Below are 18,379 nucleotides of genomic sequence, written 5' to 3'. Positions count from 1 at the left end.
CACCAGACCCCCCCCCCCCCTCTCGCTATTTTGTTCGTCTAGTTCCCCTCCCCCCCCCCCCCCCCGATGCGCCATTCAACGCAAGCTGTAAGAAACGCCCAGATATGCGGCGAAGCCTTCCCCCGGCGTCGAGCGGGCGACATCCTTGCCGCCATCGTCATACCCCGGCGTCACCGTCGCCGCATAGCGCTTGTCGGTCAGGTTGCGCAGGTCCAGCCAGGTCTGCCAGTCACGTTTCGGTGAATTCCAGCCCAGCCGCGCGCCGAGCAGGGCGTAGGCGTCGGCGGGGTAGCTGTTGGCATAGTCCACCTGCACCTTGGAGGCCATCTGCGTATTCACGCCGGCGTAGAAACCGCTCGGCCAGTCATAGCGCAGTTCGGCCTGGTAGTAGTGCATGGGGATGCCGGGCAAGCGGTTGTCGCCGAACTTGTCGTCGTCGCGGTAGTGGAAGTCGCTGAAGGTGTAGGCCTGGCGCAGGCTCAACTTGCCAGTGCCGGGCTGCTCCCAGAGCGTGCTGTCCAGGCCGGCTTCGACGCCCTGGTGCACCGTGGGGCTGGCGTTGAACTCCTTGGGCAGCGCCCCTTGCACGATCTCCACGGCCAGCAGTTCATGGCGAACCTGCGAGTAGTACCAGGCCAGGTCCCAACGGCCCAGCGCCGAATCGCCGCGTGCGCCCAGTTCCAGGGTGGTGGCGGTCTGGTTCTGCATCTCGATCGGCTGGGTCGCCGAGGTCGAGCTCCAGACCAGCGACCACGGGTGCGGCGGCTCCACCGAACGGCTGAGGTTGCCGTACACCTGCAGGTCCGGGCGGATGTCGTAGCGCAGGCCCACGCGCGGCGCGTAGTCCCAGTCGTGCTGGCTGACCTTGCCGCCCGTGGCGGGGTAACTCACATCGCTCTCGCGACGGGTGTAGATCGCTGCAAGCCCGGTGGTCAGCCACAGGTCGGGGACCAGCTCGAGGTCGTTGCCCACATGCAGCACGGTGTCCGAGCCCTGGTAGCTGAAGTCGCGGCTGCGGGCGCCGAAGTTGTCGCCGCCGCTGCGGGCGAACTGCGAGGCACCGCTGTTGGGCAGGTGCTTGGTGGTGCGCCAGCCGACCGTGGTCTTGCTCTCGTGGCCGAACAAGGTGTCGCGACGCATGTAGTTCAGGGTGCCGCTGACATCGGTGTAGGCGACCTTCAGGCGCATCGGGCCTTCGCGCAGGTCCATGGGGAAGTCGTGATAGACCAGCCCGGCCTCCAGGCGCGAATCGTCGTCGAGGAAGAAGGTGGTCTTGTTGCCCACCCAGGTGCTGCCCGGCTGCGGGCGGCTGTCGTCGCGGGCCAGGTAGGCGGCGTTGGCCGCGCGCGGGTGGTGCTTGATCTGGTCCTTGGTCAGGCGCCCGGCAAGCTCGTTCTCGGTTTCGCGGTAGCGCAGGTAGAAGCGCGTTTCCAGGTTCGGGTTGAAGCGGTAGCCAAGGTTGGCGGCGATGCCCTTGGCGCTGCCACTGCTGTGCGCCTGGTAACCGTCGTACTCCGAGTCGGTCAGGGCCACGTAGTAGTCGAGGTTGCCCAGCACCTGGCCGCTGCTGACATGCCGGTGCTGGTAGCCACGGCTGCCGAGCTCGTAGCGCACCTGCAAGGGCGCGGCATCGTAGCCGGTATGGGTGACGTAGTTGATCGCGCCGCCGAGGGCCAGTGAGCCCTGGTCGAAGCCGTTGGCGCCGCGCAGCACTTCGGCGCGGCTCAGCCACAGCGGCTCGAACAGTTCATAGGGGGTGCCACCTGGGCCGGTCAGCGGCAGGCCGTCGAACATGGTGTATACGCCGGAGCCGTGGGCGCCGGGCGCACGGTTGATGCCCGAGCCGCGGATCGACAGCTTGATGCCGTCGTTGCCGGCCGACTGGGCGAACACCCCGGGCTGGTAGGCGAGCACGTCCTGGTTGCTGGCCACCCGGCCCTGGCCCACCTTGTCCATGTCCACCAGGTTGCTGGCGCCAGGGATTTCGTGCAGACGCTCGGCGGCGGCTTCCAGTTCGGATTGCTGCTGGCCCTGGATCAGCACCTGGTCGAGTTCGACGCGGTTGGCGGCCTGGGTGGTGCCGGCGACGAACAGCGCCAGCAGGGAGTAGGGCAGGGTGGGGCGCATGGGGCGAGGTTCCAGATCGAGTGCGGGAGTCTGACGCTGCAAAAGGCAGACGAAGCACAGTGGTCGATCTGTAATGGCAATCGCGGGGCAAGCCCGCTCCCACGGCTCGGTCGCGATAGGGCCCCAAAAAAGAAACCCCGCCGAGGCGGGGTTTCTGGTGACGCTAGCAGCCGATCAACCGATCAGTTGCAGGCCAGCCTGTTGCACCATTTCCAGCAGTGGCTGCGGGTACACACCCAGCACGAAGGCGAGAATGGCGATGGCCAGCAGCATCACGCCGCCGGTGCGCTGTTCCCACTTCAGCGGGGCGTCGTGACGACGCAGGTTCGGCTCGACCAGGTACAGGGTGACCATGACGCGCAGGTAGTAGTACACGCCGATGGCACTGCCCAACACCAGGGCGCCGACCAGCCACCACAGCTGCGACTCGACACCGGTGGCGATGATGTAGAACTTGCCGATGAAGCCCGCAGTCAGCGGGATACCCGCCAGCGACAGCATCATCACGGTCAGCACCGCGGTCAGGTACGGACGGCGCCAGAACAGGCCGCGGTACTCGTACAGGGCGTCGGCGTCACGGCCGGCGTAGGGCGAGGACATCAGGGTGATCACGCCGAAGGCGCCGAGGCTGGTGATCACGTAGGTGACCAGGTACACACCCATGGCTTCCATGGCCAGGCCCTTGCTGGCGACCAGGGCGATGACCAGGTAGCCGAAGTGGGCGATGGACGAGTAACCGAGCAGGCGCTTGAGGTTGCTCTGGGTCAGTGCCAGCAGGTTGCCGATCAGGATCGAGGCCACGGCGATGACCGCCAGTACGGTGCTCAGCACGCCGCTGCTGGCGGCAGGGGAGAGCATGAACAGGCGCACGACCACGGCGAACACCGCGACCTTGCTGGCGGTGGCCAGGAACGCGGCCACCGGCGCCGGGGCGCCTTCGTACACGTCCGGGGTCCACAGGTGGAACGGCACCAGCGACAGCTTGAACGCCAGGCCGACCAGCATCATGCCCAGGCCTAGCTGGGCCAGCAGGCTTGGCATGCTGGTGGCGGCCAGGGCCTTGCCCAGCTGGTCGAAGGTCAGGCTGCCGGCATCGGCGTACAGCAGGGCCATGCCGAACAGCAGGAAGGCGGAACCGGCGGCCGACAGCACCATGTACTTGATGCCGGCTTCCAGCGAGCGCTTGTTGAAGAACGCATACGCCACCAGGCCGTAGACCGGCACCGACAGCAGCTCCAGGCCGATGAACAGGCCGGCCAGGTGGTTGGCGCTGACCAGCACCAGGCCGCCCAGTGCCGACATCAGCAGCAGCAGGTAAAGCTCTTCACGGTTGCCCGGGAAGCCCTTGGAACCTTCGCCCAGATAAGCGTGGGCGAGGGTCACGCAGGCCAGCGTCGCCACCAGCACGATGGCCATGTACAGGCAGGCGAACTTGTCGATGGTGACCAGCGAGGTGACCGCCAGCGGTGCAACTTTCAGTGCCGGCAGGATCGACAGCAGGGCCAGGTTCAGGCCCACGGTGGACAGCAGGAACGTCTGCGAGTGGTTGCGCTTCCAGGCGATCGCCAGCATCACCACCACCGTGGTGATGGTGGTGATCAGCATCGGCGCCAATGCGATGAAGTGTTGAGTGGTGAATTCCATAGCGCTCTTACCGGGCCGAAGCGAGTTGAGTGAAAGCGGAACCGAGCCACTGCTGCACACCGCTCATGGTGGCGGCAGAGGTGTCGAGGAACGGCTGCGGATACACGCCCAGCAGGATCAGCAGGCCAGCCAGGCCCAGCACCATGATCATCTCGCGGGTGTCCATGCCGGCCAGCACGGTGTCGGCCTTGGCCGGGCCGAAGTAGGCGCGGTGGATCATGATCAGCGAGTAGACCGAACCGAACACCAGACCGGTGGTGGCGATCACGGTGATCCACGGCACGTGGGCGAAGCTGCCGATCAGGATCAGGAACTCACCGACGAAGTTGCCGGTGCCTGGCAGGCCCAGCGACGCGGCGGCGAAGAACAGGCTGATGGCCGGCAGGTAGGCGATGCGGTGCCACAGGCCACCCATCTGGCGCATGTCACGGGTGTGCAGGCGCTCGTACAGCTGGCCGGACAGGATGAACAGCGCGGCGGCCGACAGGCCGTGGGCCAGCATCTGGATCACCGCGCCTTGCAGGGCCTGCTGGCTGCCGGAGTAGATGCCGATCAGCACGAAGCCCATGTGCGAGACGCTGGAGAAGGCGATCAGGCGCTTGATGTCGGTTTGCGCGAAGGCCAGGAAGGCACCGTAGAAGATGCCGATCAGGCCCAGGGTCATGGCGATTGGCGCAAACTCGGCCGAGGCGTTCGGGAACAGCGGCAGGGCGAAGCGCAGCAGGCCGTAGGCCGCGGTCTTCAGCAAGATACCCGCCAGGTCCACGGAACCTGCGGTCGGTGCCTGGGCGTGAGCGTCAGGCAGCCAGGAGTGGAACGGCACCACCGGCAGTTTCACCGCGAAGGCGATGAAGAAGCCCAGCATCAGCACGTATTCCACGCCAGCCGGCAGTTCGGCCTTGAGCAGGTCGCTGTAGTTGAAGGTCAGCACACCGGTGGTGTTGTAGTTGACGAGCACCAGGCCAAGGATCGCCACCAGCATGATCAGGCCGCTGGCCTGGGTGAAGATGAAGAACTTGGTCGCTGCGTAGATCCGGGTCTTCTTGCCGTCCGACGAACTGTGACCCCAGAGCGCGATGAGGAAGTACATCGGCACCAGCATCATTTCCCAGAAGAAGAAGAACAGGAACAGGTCCAGGGCCAGGAACACACCGACCACGCCGCCGAGGATCCACATCAGGTTGAGGTGGAAGAAGCCGACGTGGCGCTGGATCTCTTTCCACGAGCACAGTACCGACAGCACGCCGAGCAGGCCGGTCAGCAGGATCATCAGCAGCGACAGGCCGTCCAGGGCCAGGTGCACGCTGATGCCGAAGCGCTTGATCCACTCGAACTTGTATTCGAGGGCCCAGTGCGGTTCGGCGCCTGGCGCCGGGGCCAGGGTGTAGTCGCCGTTAGCCCACAGCCACAGGCCGATGCCGAGCAGCAGGGACATGGTCAGCAGCGCGATCCAGCGGGGCAGGGTGGCGCCGAAGCGCTCACCCAGCCAGCACAGGAGGCCGCCGATGAAGGGGATCAGGATCAGCCAAGGCAAAATCATGACGGGTTGGTTTCCTTTGGCAAAGTCGCAAGGTTCTTCATAGTCATACCGCAGCCACTACCACAGCGCCCAGCACCAGCACGGCGCCGACGGCGATCGAGGCGGTGTACCAACGCAGCTGGCCGGTCTCGGTCTTGCTCATGGCGACGTTGCCGCCGCGAGCCATCCGTGGGATCAGGCCGATGCTGCGGTCCACCGGGTCCTTGCGCAGGATGTGGCAGATCAGCAGGTAAGGTTTGACGAACAGCTTGTCGTAGATCCAGTCGAAGCCCCAGGCGGCGAACCACCAGGCCGACAGGACGCGACCGATACCACTGTTGGCGATGCTGCTGACAAAGCGACGCTTGCCCAGGAACAGCAGGGCCGACAGCAGGATACCGGCGATGGCGATGGCGCCCGAGGCGATCTCCAGCGAGTGCTTGGCTTCGCCACCGGCGTGGCCGGCGCTCTCAGGCAGCACGCCTGCCAGTGGCGGGTGGATCCAGGCGCCGATGAAGGTCGACAGCACGATCAGCACACCCAGCGGCAGCCAGTGGCTGATGCCGTGGCCGGCGTGGGCTTCGGTCTTGGCTTCGCCGTGGAAGGCGATGAAGATCAGGCGGAAGGTGTACAGCGAGGTCATGAACGCGCCGACCAGGCCGGCGTACAGCAGGCCGGTGTTGCCGCTGGCGAAGGCTTCCCAGAGGATCTCGTCCTTGGAGTAGAAGCCCACGGTCAGGATCGGCAGGGCGGCCAGTGCAGCGCCACCGACCACGAAGCTGGCATAGGCCAACGGCAGCTTCTTCCACAGGCCGCCCATCTTGAAGATGTCCTGCTCGTGGTGGCAGGCAACGATCACCGCACCCGAGGCAAGGAACAGCAGGGCCTTGAAGAAGGCGTGGGTCATCAGGTGGAAGATCGCCGCGTCCCAGGCACCCACGCCCAGGGCCAGGAACATGTAGCCGATCTGGCTCATGGTCGAGTAGGCGAGGATACGCTTGATGTCGGTCTGCACCAGCGCGGCGAAGCCGGCCAGTACCAGGGTCACGCCACCGACGACACCGACCAGGTGCAGGACGTCCGGGGCCAGCAGGAACAGGCCGTTGGTACGGGCGATCAGGTACACGCCCGCGGTCACCATGGTTGCGGCGTGGATCAGTGCCGAAACCGGGGTCGGGCCCGCCATCGCGTCGGCCAGCCAGGTCTGCAGCGGCAGCTGGGCCGATTTACCGACCGCGCCACCCAGCAGCATCAGGGTTGCCAGGACCATCCAGGTGTCACCGGCCTGGAACTTCTGCGGTGCCAGCACCAGCAGTTCCTGCACGTTCAGCGTGCCCAGCTGGGCGAACAGGATGAACAGGCCGATGGCCATGAACACGTCGCCGATGCGGGTAACGATGAACGCCTTGAGTGCCGCGTTACCGTTGTTGCGGTTGCTGTAGTAGAAACCGATCAACAGGTACGAGCACAGGCCCACGCCTTCCCAGCCGAAGTAGATGAACAGCAGGTTATCGCCCAGCACCAGGAACAGCATGCTGGCGATGAACAGGTTGGTGTACGAGAAGAAGCGCGAGTAACCGGCTTCGCCACGCATGTACCAGGAGGCGAACAGGTGGATCAGAAAGCCCACACCGGTGACCACGCCCAGCATGGTGACCGACAGGCCATCCACGTACAGGGTGAAGTTCGGCGCGAAGCCGTCCACCGACATCCACTGCCACAGCAGCTGGCTGTACGCACCGCCCTCAGGCGGGGCGACGTTGAACTGCCAGATCACGTAGGCGGCGGTGGCCGCCGACAGACCGACCGAGCCGACGCCGATCAGCGCGGACAGGTTCTCCGAGAACCGCCCACGGGAGAACGACAGCAGCAGGAAGCCGATCAGGGGGAATACGAACGTCAGGAAGATAAGGTTCATCCGCGCATCTCACTGGCAGCATCGATGTCGAGAGTGTGGAAGCGGCGATACAGCTGCAGCAGGATCGCCAGGCCAATGCTGGCCTCGGCGGCTGCCAGGCTGATCACCAGAATGAACATCACCTGGCCGTCGGGCTGGACCCAACGGGCACCGGCGACGATGAACGCCAGGGCAGAGGCGTTCATCATGACTTCCAGGCTCATGAGCACGAAGAGGATGTTGCGGCGGACCATCAGGCCAACCAGACCTAAGCAGAACAGGATGCCGGCGACCGCCAGACCATGCTCGAGAGGGATAGCACCCATGATTTACTCCTTCGCCTCGTTGCGGCCCAGGTGGAAGGCGGTGACGGCTGCCGCGAGCAGCAGCATCGAGGCCAGTTCGACCACCAGCAGGTACGGCCCGAACAGGCTGATGCCGACTTCTTTGGCGCTGACGGTGGTACCGCTGATGGCGGCGCCCGACGGGCTGACGAACAGCACGTACAGCAGCTCCAGCAGCAGCAGGGCGGCGAGGATCACCGGCCCCGCCCAGATGCCGGGCTTGAGCCAGCCGCGTTCCTGGGCGACCGAGGCCGGCCCGAGGTTGAGCATCATCACCACGAACACGAACAGCACCATGATGGCGCCGGCGTAGGCGATCACTTCCAGGGCGCCGGCGAACGGCGCACCGAGGGAGAAGAAGATCATCGCCACGGAAATCAGCGAGATGATCAGGTAGAGCAGGGCGTGCACCGGGTTGGTGCCGGTCACCACGCGAAGCGTGGAGACAACGGCGACACCGGATGCGAAGTAGAAAGCGAATTCCATCTTTCTGTCCTTATGGGAGCAAGCTCTTCACGTTGATCGGCTCGGCTTCGTTCTGCGCAGAGCCTTTCGGCTTGCCAGCGATGGCCATACCGGCAACACGGTAGAAGTTGTAGTCAGGGTTCTTGCCGGGGCCGGAGATCAGCAGATCTTCTTTCTCGTACACCAGGTCCTGACGCTTGAACTCGGCCATTTCGAAATCCGGGGTGAGCTGGATCGCGGTGGTCGGGCACGCTTCTTCACACAGGCCGCAGAAGATGCAACGCGAGAAGTTGATGCGGAAGAACTCGGGGTACCAACGACCGTCCTCGGTCTCGGCCTTCTGCAGCGAAATGCAGCCGACCGGGCAGGCCACCGCGCAGAGGTTGCACGCTACGCAGCGCTCCTCGCCGTCGGGGTCGCGGGTGAGGACGATGCGGCCGCGGTAGCGCGGCGGCAGGTACACGGGTTCTTCGGGGTACTGCAGGGTGTCGCGCTTGCGGAACCCGTGGGAGAACACCATCACCAGGCTGCGCAGCTGAGTGCCGGTGCCCTTAACGATGTCGCCGATATACTTGAACATGGGTCAAATCCTCACTGGGCCGCGACGGCTGGCGTGTTGTAGAGCACGATCGCAGCGGTCACCAGCAAATTGATCAGGGTCAGCGGCAGGCAGAACTTCCAGCTGAAGTCCATCACCTGGTCATAGCGTGGGCGCGGGATCGAGGCGCGCAGCAGGATGAACAGCATGATGAAGAACGCGGTCTTCAGGGCGAACCAGAAGAACGGCAGCTGCGGCAGCAGGTCGAACGGACCGTGCCAGCCACCGAAGAACAGGGTGACCAGCAGCGCCGAGATCAGGATGATGCCGATGTATTCACCAACGAAGAACATGCCCCATTTCATGCCGGCGTATTCGATGTGGTAGCCGTCGGCCAGTTCCTGTTCCGCTTCCGGCTGGTCGAACGGGTGACGGTGAGTCACGGCGACGCCAGCGATGAAGAAGGTACAGAAGCCGAAGAACTGCGGAATGATGAACCACAGGTTCTGGGCCTGGTATTCAACGATGTCGCGCATGTTGAACGAGCCCACCTGCACCACCACGCCCATCAGCGCCAGGCCCAGGAACACCTCGTACGAGACGGTCTGCGCCGAAGCACGCAAGCTGCCCAGCAGGGCGTACTTGTTGTTCGACGACCAGCCGGCGAACAGCACGGCGTACACCGACAGGCCGGCCATGGCGAAGAAGAACAGCAGGCCGATGTTCAGGTCGGCGACGCCCCAGCCCGGGGTGATCGGGATGATCGAGAAGCCGATCAGCAGGGCGCTCATGGCCACGACCGGCGCCAGGGTGAAGATCATCTTGTCGACGAAGGGCGGGTTCCAGTCTTCCTTGAAGAACATCTTCAGCATGTCGGCAGCGATCTGGAACATGCCGAACGGGCCGACGCGGTTCGGACCGTAGCGGTCCTGCCACCAGCCCAGCAGGCGACGCTCGACGAAGCTGAGCAGCGCGCCGCAGACCACCACGGCCAGCAGCACCACGATGGCCTTGACGACCTGAATGATCACATCGATCACTTCGGGGGTGAACCAGCTCATTGTGCTGCCTCCTGCAGGCCTTCGACGGATGCACCGAAGATGGCGGGCGGAATGCCGGCCAGGCCTTTGGGCAACGCAACCAGGCCAGCGCCCAGCTCTTCATTGATACGCAGCGGCAGGCGCAGCGACACACCGGCCACGTTCAGGCTCAGCATCGCGCCGTCGTTGACGCCCAGGCGGTCGGCTTCGGACTTGGCCAGGCCGACGTAGGCGGCCGGGATGCGCTCCTGCACCGGGGCGGCGCGCGAGGAGCTCTCTTCGCTGCCGAACAGGTGGAAGAACGGCACGGCGGTCCAGGTGCCACGGGCCGGGTTGAACGCGCCAGGGATGGCGGTGAACCAGCTCAGGCGGTCGCCTTGGGATTCGATCAGGCGCACGCCCGGGTCACCGGCACGCAGGTGGCCACCGACCTCGTCCTGGAACTTGTTCCAGGCTTGCGGCGAGTTCCAGCCCGGCGACCAGGCGAACGGCACCTGCTGACGCGGTTCGGCCGAACCCGAGTAGCCTTCCATGGAGAAGGCGAACGCGGTGTCCTTGTCCTGCGGGGTACGCGGCTCGTGCACGCTGATGTTGGCGCGCATGGCGGTACGGCCCGAGTAGCGCAGCGGCTCACGGGCCAGCTTCATGCCCTTGATGCGGAACGCGGCGCTTGGTGCGGCGTTGACGATGCCGGCCAGTTGCGGGGCGGCTTCGGCGCAGGCGCTGGTGACGTGATCCAGCTGGGTCCAGTCCACCGGCTTGTTGAGCAGGGTGGCACGCAGGGCGTGCATCCAGCGCCAGCCTTCGTGGATCTGGATGCTGCTGTCCAGGTACTGCGGGTCGAACACCTGGAAGAAGCGCTGGGCACGGCCTTCCTGGCTGACCAGGGTACCGTCGCCTTCGGCGAACGAGGCGGCTGGCAGTACCAGGTGGGCACGGTCGCTGGTGGCGGTCTTGGAGTGATCGGCGACGATCACCACCTTGGCCGCGGCCAGGGCGGCGTCGACCTTGGCGGCCGGTACGCGGGCGTACAAGTCGTTTTCCAGCACGACGATGGCGTCGGCCTTGCCGCTGATCACCGCGTCCAGGGCGGCGTCGATGGACTCACCGCCCATCATCGCCATGCCGAGGCTGTTGGCCTCAGGCACGACCAGGCTCAGCGAGCCGTTCTTCTCGCGCAGCTTGAGGGCCTTGGCGATGTTGGCGGCGGCTTCGATCAGCGCCGGGTCGGCCAGCGAAGTACCGGCGACGATCAGCGGGCGCTGGGCAGCGACCAGGGCGTCGGCGATACGCTGGGCCAGGGCCTTGGCGTCGCTGTCCAGGCCTTCGACGGCCGGGGCGCTCGGGTCGATGGCGTGGGCCACGGCGAAACCGATGCGGGCCAGGTCGGCGGGGGCGGCGTGCACGCACTCTTCGGCAACGTCGTCCAGCTTGGTTTCAGCCAAGGAGGCGATGAACAGCGGGTACAGCGCGTGCTGGCCGATGTTCTTCACTGCAGCGTCCAGCCAAGGCTGTACGCGCATGGCGTCGGCCATGGCTTCGGCCTTGCCCTTGGTGGCCTGGCGTACGGCCAGGGCAACACGGGCGGCAGTTTGGGTGAGGTCTTCACCGAGCACGAACACTGCGTCGTGGTCTTCGATGTCGCGCAGGGTCGGCACCGGCAGCGGGCTGTTGTTCAGCACGTTCAGCGCCAGGCGCACACGGGCCAGTTCACCGGCTTCCATACCCGAGTAGAAGTACTCGGCGCCGACCAGCTCACGCAGGCCGTAGTTGCTTTCGAGGCTGGCGCGTGGCGAGCCGATACCGACGATGGTGCGGCCGCGCAGCAGGTCGGCGGCCTTGTCCAGGGCGGCGTCCAGCGACAGCTTGGTGCCGTCGGCCAGCAGTGGCTGGCGTGGGCGGTCGCTGCGGTTGACGTAGCCATAGCCGAAGCGGCCACGGTCGCACAGGAAGTACTGGTTCACCGAGCCGTTGAAGCGGTTCTCGATGCGGCGCAGTTCGCCGTAGCGCTCACCCGGGCTGATGTTGCAACCGCTGGAGCAGCCATGGCAGATGCTTGGGGCGAACTGCATGTCCCACTTGCGGTTGTAGCGCTCGGAGTGGGTCTTGTCGGTGAACACACCGGTCGGGCAGACCTCGGTGAGGTTGCCGGAGAACTCGCTTTCCAGCACGCCGTCTTCAACGCGACCGAAGTACACGTTGTCGTGGGCGCCGTACACACCCAGGTCGGTGCCGCCGGCGTAGTCCTTGTAGTAGCGCACGCAGCGGTAGCAGGCGATGCAGCGGTTCATCTCGTGGGCGATGAACGGGCCGAGGTCCTGGTTCTGGTGGGTACGCTTGGTGAAACGGTAGCGGCGCTCGTTGTGGCCGGTCATTACCGTCATGTCCTGCAGGTGGCAGTGACCGCCTTCCTCGCACACCGGGCAGTCGTGCGGGTGGTTGGTCATCAGCCATTCGACGACGCTGGCGCGGAACGCCTTGGACTCTTCGTCTTCGATGGAGATCCAGGTGCCGTCGGAGGCAGGGGTCATGCAGGACATGACGATACGACCACGGGTGTCGTTCTCGTCGGTGTACTGCTTGACCGCGCACTGCCGGCAGGCGCCGACGCTACCGAGCGCCGGGTGCCAGCAGAAATAGGGGATGTCGAGGCCGAGTGACAGACACGCCTGTAACAGGTTGTCCGCACCGTTGACTTCGAGCGCTTTGCCGTCTACGTGGATAGTGGCCATTGTTCAAAGTTCTTCGTTGGCCCGCGTGAGCGGGCGTGGCTAATGGAAATCGGTGAGCCTGCGGCCAGCCACGAGTCGTTCGGGCCGGCCAGCGGGCTGGCGGATGGCACGGACCATCCGCTGTTTCATCTTGTTATGCGCCGACCACGATCGGCTTCGCCAGGTTCGGGCGCAGGGTGCCAGCGCTTTCTGGCGCCACACCGGCCTCGAACTCCGAGCGGAAGTATTTGATGGCACTGCCCAATGGCTCGACGGCACCTGGTGCGTGAGCACAGAAGGTACGGCCTGGGCCGAGGAAGTTGACCAGACCCAGCAGGGTCTCGATGTCTTCGGCGCGGCCCTGGCCTTTCTCCAGGGCGCGCAGCATCTTCACGCTCCACGGCAGGCCGTCACGGCACGGGGTGCACCAGCCGCACGATTCGCGGGCGAAGAACTCTTCCATGTTGCGCAGCAGCGAAACCATGTTGACGCTGTCGTCCACCGCCATGGCCAGGCCCGTACCCATACGGGTGCCGACCTTGGCGATGCCACCGGCGTACATCTGCGCATCGAGGTGCTCGGGCAGCAGGAAGCCGGTACCGGCGCCGCCTGGCTGCCAGCACTTGAGCTTGAAGCCGTCGCGCATGCCACCGGCGTAGTCTTCGAACAGCTCGCGGGCAGTCACGCCGAACGGCAGCTCCCACAGGCCAGGGTTCTTCACCTTGCCGGAGAAGCCCATCAGCTTGGTGCCGTGGTCTTCGCTGCCTTCACGGGCCAGCGACTTGTACCAGTCGTTGCCGTTGGCGACGATGGCCGGCACGTTGCACAGGGTCTCGACGTTGTTCACGCAAGTCGGCTTGCCCCACACGCCAACGGCGGCAGGGAAGGGCGGCTTGGAGCGCGGGTTGGCGCGGCGGCCTTCGAGCGAGTTGATCAGTGCGGTTTCTTCACCGCAGATGTAACGCCCGGCACCGGTGTGCACGAACAGCTCGAAATCAAAGCCCGAGCCGAGGATGTTCTTGCCCAGAAGGCCTGCGGCCTTGGCTTCATCGATGGCGCGATTGAGGTTCTTCGCCGCGGTGGTGTATTCGCCACGCAGGAAGATGTAGCCGCGGTAGGCCTTCAGCGCGCGGGCGCTGATCAGCATGCCTTCGACCAGCAGATGGGGCTGTTGCTCCATCAGCATGCGGTCTTTCCAGGTGTTGGGCTCCATTTCATCCGCGTTGCACAGCAGGTAGCGGATGTTCATGGATTCGTCTTTGGGCATCAGGCCCCACTTCACGCCAGTGGGGAAGCCTGCGCCGCCACGGCCCTTGAGGCCGGAGTCCTTGACGCTCTGCACGATGTCGTCGGTGGACATGTCGGCCAGCGCCTTGCGCGCGGCGGCATAGCCGTTCTTGGACTCGTACTCGGCCAGCCAGACCGGCTCGCCGTCGTCACGCAGGCGCCAGGTCAGCGGGTGGGTTTCGGCGCTGCGCGCAATGCGGTTGGCCGGGCCGAAGGAAGTGATGGTCATACGTAACCCTCCAGCAGCTTGCTGACGCCGGCAGGTTGCACGTCGCCAAAGGTGTCGTCGTCGATCATCAGCGCCGGGGCCTTGTCGCAGTTACCCAGGCAGCACACCGGCAGCAGGGTGAAACGCCCGTCGGCGGTGGTCTGGCCGAGGCCGATGCCCAGCTCGCTCTGGATCTGGCTGACCACGGACTCGTGGCCGCCGATGTAGCAGACCATGCTGTCGCACACACGGATGATGTGGCGGCCAACCGGCTGGCGGAAGATCTGGCTGTAGAAGGTGGCCACACCCTCGACGTCGCTGGCAGGGATGCCCAGCACTTCGCCGATGGCGTAGATGGCGCCGTCCGGCACCCAGCCGCGCTCTTTCTGCACGATCTTGAGGGCTTCGATGGACGCCGCGCGCGGGTCCTCGTAGTGATGCATCTCGTGCTCGATGGCCGAGCGCTCGGTTTCGCTCAGGGCGAAACGGTCGGTTTGGATAAGCGTGCTGTTCATGCTTAGCGGTCCACGTCAGCCATAACGAAGTCGATACTGCCCAGGTACGCGATCAGGTCCGCGACCATGCTGCCTTTGATCACCGAAGGGATCTGCTGCAGGTGCGGGTAGCTCGGGGTACGGATCCGGGTGCGGTAGCTCATGGTGCCGCCATCGCTCGTCAGGTAGTAACTGTTGATGCCCTTGGTCGCCTCGATCATCTGGAACGACTCGTTGGCCGGCATGACCGGGCCCCACGAGACTTGCAGGAAGTGGGTGATCAGGGTCTCGATGTGCTGCAGGGTGCGCTCTTTCGGCGGCGGCGTGGTCAGCGGGTGATCCGCCTTGTACGGGCCTTCCGGCATGTTGCGCATGCACTGGTCGATGATGCGGATACTCTGGCGCATCTCCTCGACACGGACCATGCAGCGATCGTAGGCATCGCCGTTGTGGGCCAGCGGTACTTCGAACTCGAAGTTCTCGTAGCCGGAGTAGGGGCGGGCTTTACGCAGGTCGAAGTCGCAACCGGTCGAACGCAGGCCGGCACCGGTGGTGCCCCATTCCAGGGCCTCTTTGGTGTTGTAGGCGGCGACGCCGATGGTACGGCCTTTGAGGATGCTGTTCTGCAGGGCAGCCTTGGTGTATTCGTCCAGGCGCTTGGGCAGCCATTCGACGAAGTCCTTGACCAGCTTGTCCCAGCCGCGCGGCAGGTCGTGGGCTACGCCACCGATGCGGTACCAGGCCGGGTGCAGGCGGAAACCGGTGATCGCCTCGATCACGGTGTAGGCGCGCTGGCGGTCGGTGAAGGTGAAGAATACCGGGGTCATGGCGCCGACGTCCTGGATGTAGGTACCCAGGAACAGCAGGTGGCTGGTGATGCGGAAGAACTCGGCGAGCATGACGCGAATCACGTCGACTTTCTGCGGCACCTTGATGCCGGCCAGCTTCTCCACCGCCATCACGTACGGCAGGTTGTTCATCACCCCGCCGAGGTAGTCGATACGGTCGGTGTAGGGGATGAAGCTGTGCCAGGACTGGCGCTCGGCCATCTTCTCGGCGCCACGGTGGTGGTAGCCGATGTCCGGGACGCAGTCGACGATCTCTTCGCCGTCCAGCTGCAGGACGATACGGAAGGCACCGTGGGCAGACGGGTGGTTCGGGCCAAGGTTGAGGAACATGTAGTCCTCGTTGGCGCCCGAACGCTTCATGCCCCAGGCTTCGGGGTTGAAGCGCGCCGACTCTTCTTCAAGCTGCTGCTTGGCGAGGGTGAGGCTGTAGGGGTCGAACTCGGTGGCACGGGCCGGGAAGTCCTTGCGCAGCGGGTGACCTTCCCAGGTCGGCGGCATCATGATGCGGGTCAGGTGCGGGTGGCCGGCAAAGTCGATGCCGAACATGTCCCACACTTCACGCTCGTACCAGTTGGCGTTGGGCCAGATACCGGTGACGGTGGGCAGGTTGAGGTCGCCTTCGCTCAGCGACACCTTGATCATCACGTCGCTGTTACGTTCGATCGACAGCAGGTGGTAGAACACGCTGAAGTCGGCAGCCGGCAGGCCGCGGCGCTGGGTGCGCAGGCGCTCGTCCACGCCGTGCAGGTCGTACAGCATGCTGTACGGCTTGGCGACGTTGCGCAGGAAGGTCAGGATTTCTTTGAGCTGGGCACGCTTGACCCACAGTACCGGCATGCCGGTGCGGGTTTCCTGGGCGACGAAAGCGTCGGCGCCGAATCGGTTGTGCAGTTCGACGACCACATCCTGGTCGTCAGCCTTGTAAGGCGGAATATAAATAGCGTTGTCCGCTGTCATGGTCTCGGTCGCTTTGGGTCAACGTTAAGAATGAAGCCAGGCCGCCGGCTCCTGGGGGAGCGGGCGGCAGGTCGCTGGATCAGACTTCGTCGGGGCTGCGCAGGTTGGTTACCGCGATACGCTGTTCGCGACGCAGGTCTTTCTGGGCAGGCATCTCGGCACGGTAAATGCCTTGATCGCCGACAACCCAGGAAAGCGGGCGTCGCTCCTGGCCGATCGACTCCTGCAGCAGCATCAAGCCTTGCAGGAACGCCTCGGGGCGCGGCGGGCAGCCAGGCACGTACACGTCCACGGGGAGGAACTTGTCGACCCCTTGAACGACCGAGTAGATGTCGTACATGCCGCCGGAGTTGGCGCACGAACCCATGGAGATGACCCATTTCGGCTCGAGCATCTGCTCGTACAGGCGCTGGATGATCGGCGCCATCTTGATGAAGCAGGTACCGGCGATGACCATGAAGTCGGCCTGACGCGGCGATGCCCGGATGACTTCGGCGCCGAAGCGCGCGATGTCGTGGGGCGCCGTGAAGGCCGTGGTCATTTCCACGTAGCAGCAGGACAGGCCGAAGTTGTACGGCCAGAGGGAGTTCTTGCGACCCCAGTTGACCGCGCCACGCAGCACATCTTCGAGTTTCCCCATGTAGATGTTCTTGTGGACCTGGTCCTCTAGCAGCTGATCGGTGACGGTTTCCCGTTCACCGACCGGGTACTGCTCGTTGGGCGCATCCGGATCGATTCTGGTGAGATTGTATTGCATGCCAAAGCCTCATTGTTTCAGCTTCGCTTGCCGCTTGCGGCGACCTTCGGGAGCCCAATCGAGCGCCCCGACGCGCCATAGGTAGACAAGACCTGCCAACAGAATTGCTATGAAAACGAGTGCTTCGACGAATCCGGTCCAGCCGCTTTCGCGGACGGACACAGACCATGCATACAGGAAGAGGGCTTCGATATCGAAGATCACGAACAGCATCGCGACCAGATAGAATTTGGCGGACAGGCGCAGGCGGGCGCTGCCGACGGGCAGCATGCCGGATTCGAAGGGTTCGTTCTTGGCGCGACCCCAGGCCTTGCTACCGAGCAGGCTGGACAGGCCGAGCATGAAGGCGCACAGGCCGACGACACCCAGGAGGAAGATGGCAAAGCCCCAGTTGTGGGCCATGAGTCCTGCCGAATCGGACATGCTAGAAATCCTTATACAGAGACCCAGCTCTGAAGTCTGAAATAAGTAAAGCGGCGACGCGGTGTCGCAGGCGCAGTGACCAAATGTCGCAGCTGAATCAATCGCGCTGATTTTATGGGTAAACCCGGTGCAAGTAAAATTTCCGTTGCAAATTTATTCGTAGGTTTAAGAACAAAAACCGTTCGTAACTGGCTGAAACCCTTGAGTTTCGGGCATTGCGTGCGGTTTTGTTAATTATGTTTCTTACCCGGCGTAATGACGGCTTAGTTGTGTAATGATAATTAATATCATTTGGATTGAGCTGTATTGATTTAGCAGTTCTGAGCCTTGCAAAGTTCATAGGGCAGCCTCGCCACTTGCAAATGCGAAAAATGCTCGTTCTAACAGCTTCCAAGCTCGCGCGTACCGCTCTGGGTCAATGGTTCGGAGCTTGGGGCGCGAATCACCGAGGCGGCGATCAGCCACTGGCCGAGCCAGTAGAGCAGGATGATCAGGTACTGGGCGGTGGCGAACGGGCTGACGAAGCGGTCGATGCCGATCAGGCTGTCGGAGAATACGAAGGCGCAGGCGCCCAGTGCTGCGACGCCACCACAGGCCAGGGCGCGCCAGAGCATGCAGCCGATCGCCAGGGCATACAGCGCCACCGGGATCAGCAGTGGGCCCAGGCCGTGGCTGGCGAGCAGGGCGAACAGCGAGCCGCCTACCAGCAGTGCGAGTGCCAGTGAGGGATAGGCTGGGCGCTGGGTCAGGTTGCAGTAACCGCGCAGGTAGGCGAGGTGGGCGCACAGGAACGCGGCCAGGCCGAACACGAACAGGTCGCGGGGGATGGCCAGGAGGATGTCACCGAGTACCGAGAAGGCCAGGCCGATCATGATCCAGCGACGGTAGGGGGTAGCGGGCTTGGTGCTCAGCCAGGCGATCAGGGCGAGCACGGGAATAGGTTTGACCAGTAGGCCGAGCAGGGTGTTGCCGCAGGCCAGTGCATATAAATAGAAGGCTGCGGCTGCGACGGCGATCAGGATCAGGTGGCTTGGACGGGGCATGGGCGGTCCTTGCTGGCTGGGCTGCCACAAGGATAGACCTGATCTGCGGTATTGCCTGTGCCGGCCCTATCGCGGGG

General features: G+C 64.3%; 15 protein-coding genes. All 15 read right to left on the bottom strand.

Annotated elements, in window-relative coordinates:
- Positions 1 to 75 precede the first annotated feature (75 nt).
- Positions 76 to 2,127: a TonB-dependent receptor family protein gene (locus ACO6VM_RS23980; protein ID WP_422403890.1), complete on the bottom strand. Its 2,052-nt coding sequence runs from the start codon at positions 2,125 to 2,127 to the stop codon at positions 76 to 78.
- Positions 2,128 to 2,301: 174 nt separating this feature from the next.
- On the bottom strand, positions 2,302 to 3,771 hold the full coding sequence (gene nuoN, locus ACO6VM_RS23975) for an NADH-quinone oxidoreductase subunit NuoN (protein ID WP_110993942.1): 1,470 nt from the start codon (positions 3,769 to 3,771) through the stop codon (positions 2,302 to 2,304).
- A gap of 7 nt (positions 3,772 to 3,778) precedes the next feature.
- Entirely contained in the window at positions 3,779 to 5,311 is a 1,533-nt protein-coding gene (nuoM, locus tag ACO6VM_RS23970; RefSeq protein ID WP_258642459.1) for an NADH-quinone oxidoreductase subunit M, read from the bottom strand.
- A gap of 43 nt (positions 5,312 to 5,354) precedes the next feature.
- Positions 5,355 to 7,208 (bottom strand): NADH-quinone oxidoreductase subunit L, encoded by a 1,854-nt coding sequence (nuoL, locus tag ACO6VM_RS23965; protein ID WP_110993940.1) that lies wholly within the window; start codon positions 7,206 to 7,208, stop codon positions 5,355 to 5,357.
- Positions 7,205 to 7,513, bottom strand: a complete 309-nt coding sequence (gene nuoK, locus ACO6VM_RS23960) for an NADH-quinone oxidoreductase subunit NuoK (RefSeq protein WP_008096201.1) — start codon at positions 7,511 to 7,513, stop codon at positions 7,205 to 7,207. The genes nuoL and nuoK overlap by 4 nt, the downstream gene beginning before the upstream one ends.
- 3 nt (positions 7,514 to 7,516) lie before the next feature.
- Positions 7,517 to 8,017: an NADH-quinone oxidoreductase subunit J gene (nuoJ, locus tag ACO6VM_RS23955; RefSeq protein ID WP_110993939.1), complete on the bottom strand. Its 501-nt coding sequence runs from the start codon at positions 8,015 to 8,017 to the stop codon at positions 7,517 to 7,519.
- A 10-nt stretch (positions 8,018 to 8,027) separates the two neighbouring features.
- The gene (gene nuoI, locus ACO6VM_RS23950; protein ID WP_011534620.1) at positions 8,028 to 8,576 is read right to left on the bottom strand and encodes an NADH-quinone oxidoreductase subunit NuoI; all 549 of its coding nucleotides are present in this window, start codon (positions 8,574 to 8,576) and stop codon (positions 8,028 to 8,030) included.
- An 11-nt stretch (positions 8,577 to 8,587) separates the two neighbouring features.
- On the bottom strand, positions 8,588 to 9,595 hold the full coding sequence (gene nuoH / locus ACO6VM_RS23945) for an NADH-quinone oxidoreductase subunit NuoH (RefSeq protein WP_110993938.1): 1,008 nt from the start codon (positions 9,593 to 9,595) through the stop codon (positions 8,588 to 8,590).
- On the bottom strand, positions 9,592 to 12,306 hold the full coding sequence (gene nuoG / locus ACO6VM_RS23940) for an NADH-quinone oxidoreductase subunit NuoG (protein WP_390969091.1): 2,715 nt from the start codon (positions 12,304 to 12,306) through the stop codon (positions 9,592 to 9,594). The genes nuoH and nuoG overlap by 4 nt, the downstream gene beginning before the upstream one ends.
- Positions 12,307 to 12,439: 133 nt before the next feature.
- A complete protein-coding gene (nuoF, locus tag ACO6VM_RS23935; protein WP_401059386.1) occupies positions 12,440 to 13,801 on the bottom strand; it encodes an NADH-quinone oxidoreductase subunit NuoF in 1,362 nt (453 codons plus the stop codon).
- A complete protein-coding gene (gene nuoE / locus ACO6VM_RS23930) occupies positions 13,798 to 14,295 on the bottom strand; it encodes an NADH-quinone oxidoreductase subunit NuoE (RefSeq protein WP_012313767.1) in 498 nt (165 codons plus the stop codon). The genes nuoF and nuoE overlap by 4 nt, the downstream gene beginning before the upstream one ends.
- Positions 14,296 to 14,297: 2 nt before the next feature.
- A complete protein-coding gene (nuoC, locus tag ACO6VM_RS23925) occupies positions 14,298 to 16,079 on the bottom strand; it encodes an NADH-quinone oxidoreductase subunit C/D (RefSeq protein WP_347151572.1) in 1,782 nt (593 codons plus the stop codon).
- 79 nt (positions 16,080 to 16,158) lie between these two features.
- Positions 16,159 to 16,836 carry a NuoB/complex I 20 kDa subunit family protein gene (locus ACO6VM_RS23920; RefSeq protein WP_012313769.1) on the bottom strand — a complete coding sequence of 226 codons (678 nt, stop codon included), beginning with the start codon at positions 16,834 to 16,836 and terminating at the stop codon, positions 16,159 to 16,161.
- Between the two features lie 9 nt (positions 16,837 to 16,845).
- A complete protein-coding gene (locus ACO6VM_RS23915) occupies positions 16,846 to 17,259 on the bottom strand; it encodes an NADH-quinone oxidoreductase subunit A (RefSeq protein WP_110993934.1) in 414 nt (137 codons plus the stop codon).
- Positions 17,260 to 17,639: 380 nt separating this feature from the next.
- A complete protein-coding gene (locus ACO6VM_RS23910; RefSeq protein WP_422403889.1) occupies positions 17,640 to 18,302 on the bottom strand; it encodes a lysoplasmalogenase in 663 nt (220 codons plus the stop codon).
- Positions 18,303 to 18,379 lie beyond the last annotated feature (77 nt).

It is taken from the genome of Pseudomonas sp. GZD-209 (assembly GCF_049310485.1).
GTDB classification, from domain to species: domain Bacteria; phylum Pseudomonadota; class Gammaproteobacteria; order Pseudomonadales; family Pseudomonadaceae; genus Aquipseudomonas; species Aquipseudomonas sichuanensis.
This window is presented reverse-complemented; position numbering and strand designations above follow the sequence as displayed.

Coding starts and splice junctions, on each gene's coding strand:
- ACO6VM_RS23980 (WP_422403890.1), bottom strand. CDS start 2,127: ATGCGCCCCACCCTGCCCTACTCCCTGCTGGCGCTGTTCGTCGCCGGC.
- nuoN (WP_110993942.1), bottom strand. CDS start 3,771: ATGGAATTCACCACTCAACACTTCATCGCATTGGCGCCGATGCTGATC.
- nuoM (WP_258642459.1), bottom strand. CDS start 5,311: ATGATTTTGCCTTGGCTGATCCTGATCCCCTTCATCGGCGGCCTCCTG.
- nuoL (WP_110993940.1), bottom strand. CDS start 7,208: ATGAACCTTATCTTCCTGACGTTCGTATTCCCCCTGATCGGCTTCCTG.
- nuoK (WP_008096201.1), bottom strand. CDS start 7,513: ATGGGTGCTATCCCTCTCGAGCATGGTCTGGCGGTCGCCGGCATCCTG.
- nuoJ (WP_110993939.1), bottom strand. CDS start 8,017: ATGGAATTCGCTTTCTACTTCGCATCCGGTGTCGCCGTTGTCTCCACG.
- nuoI (WP_011534620.1), bottom strand. CDS start 8,576: ATGTTCAAGTATATCGGCGACATCGTTAAGGGCACCGGCACTCAGCTG.
- nuoH (WP_110993938.1), bottom strand. CDS start 9,595: ATGAGCTGGTTCACCCCCGAAGTGATCGATGTGATCATTCAGGTCGTC.
- nuoG (WP_390969091.1), bottom strand. CDS start 12,306: ATGGCCACTATCCACGTAGACGGCAAAGCGCTCGAAGTCAACGGTGCG.
- nuoF (WP_401059386.1), bottom strand. CDS start 13,801: ATGACCATCACTTCCTTCGGCCCGGCCAACCGCATTGCGCGCAGCGCC.
- nuoE (WP_012313767.1), bottom strand. CDS start 14,295: ATGAACAGCACGCTTATCCAAACCGACCGTTTCGCCCTGAGCGAAACC.
- nuoC (WP_347151572.1), bottom strand. CDS start 16,079: ATGACAGCGGACAACGCTATTTATATTCCGCCTTACAAGGCTGACGAC.
- ACO6VM_RS23920 (WP_012313769.1), bottom strand. CDS start 16,836: ATGCAATACAATCTCACCAGAATCGATCCGGATGCGCCCAACGAGCAG.
- ACO6VM_RS23915 (WP_110993934.1), bottom strand. CDS start 17,259: ATGTCCGATTCGGCAGGACTCATGGCCCACAACTGGGGCTTTGCCATC.
- ACO6VM_RS23910 (WP_422403889.1), bottom strand. CDS start 18,302: ATGCCCCGTCCAAGCCACCTGATCCTGATCGCCGTCGCAGCCGCAGCC.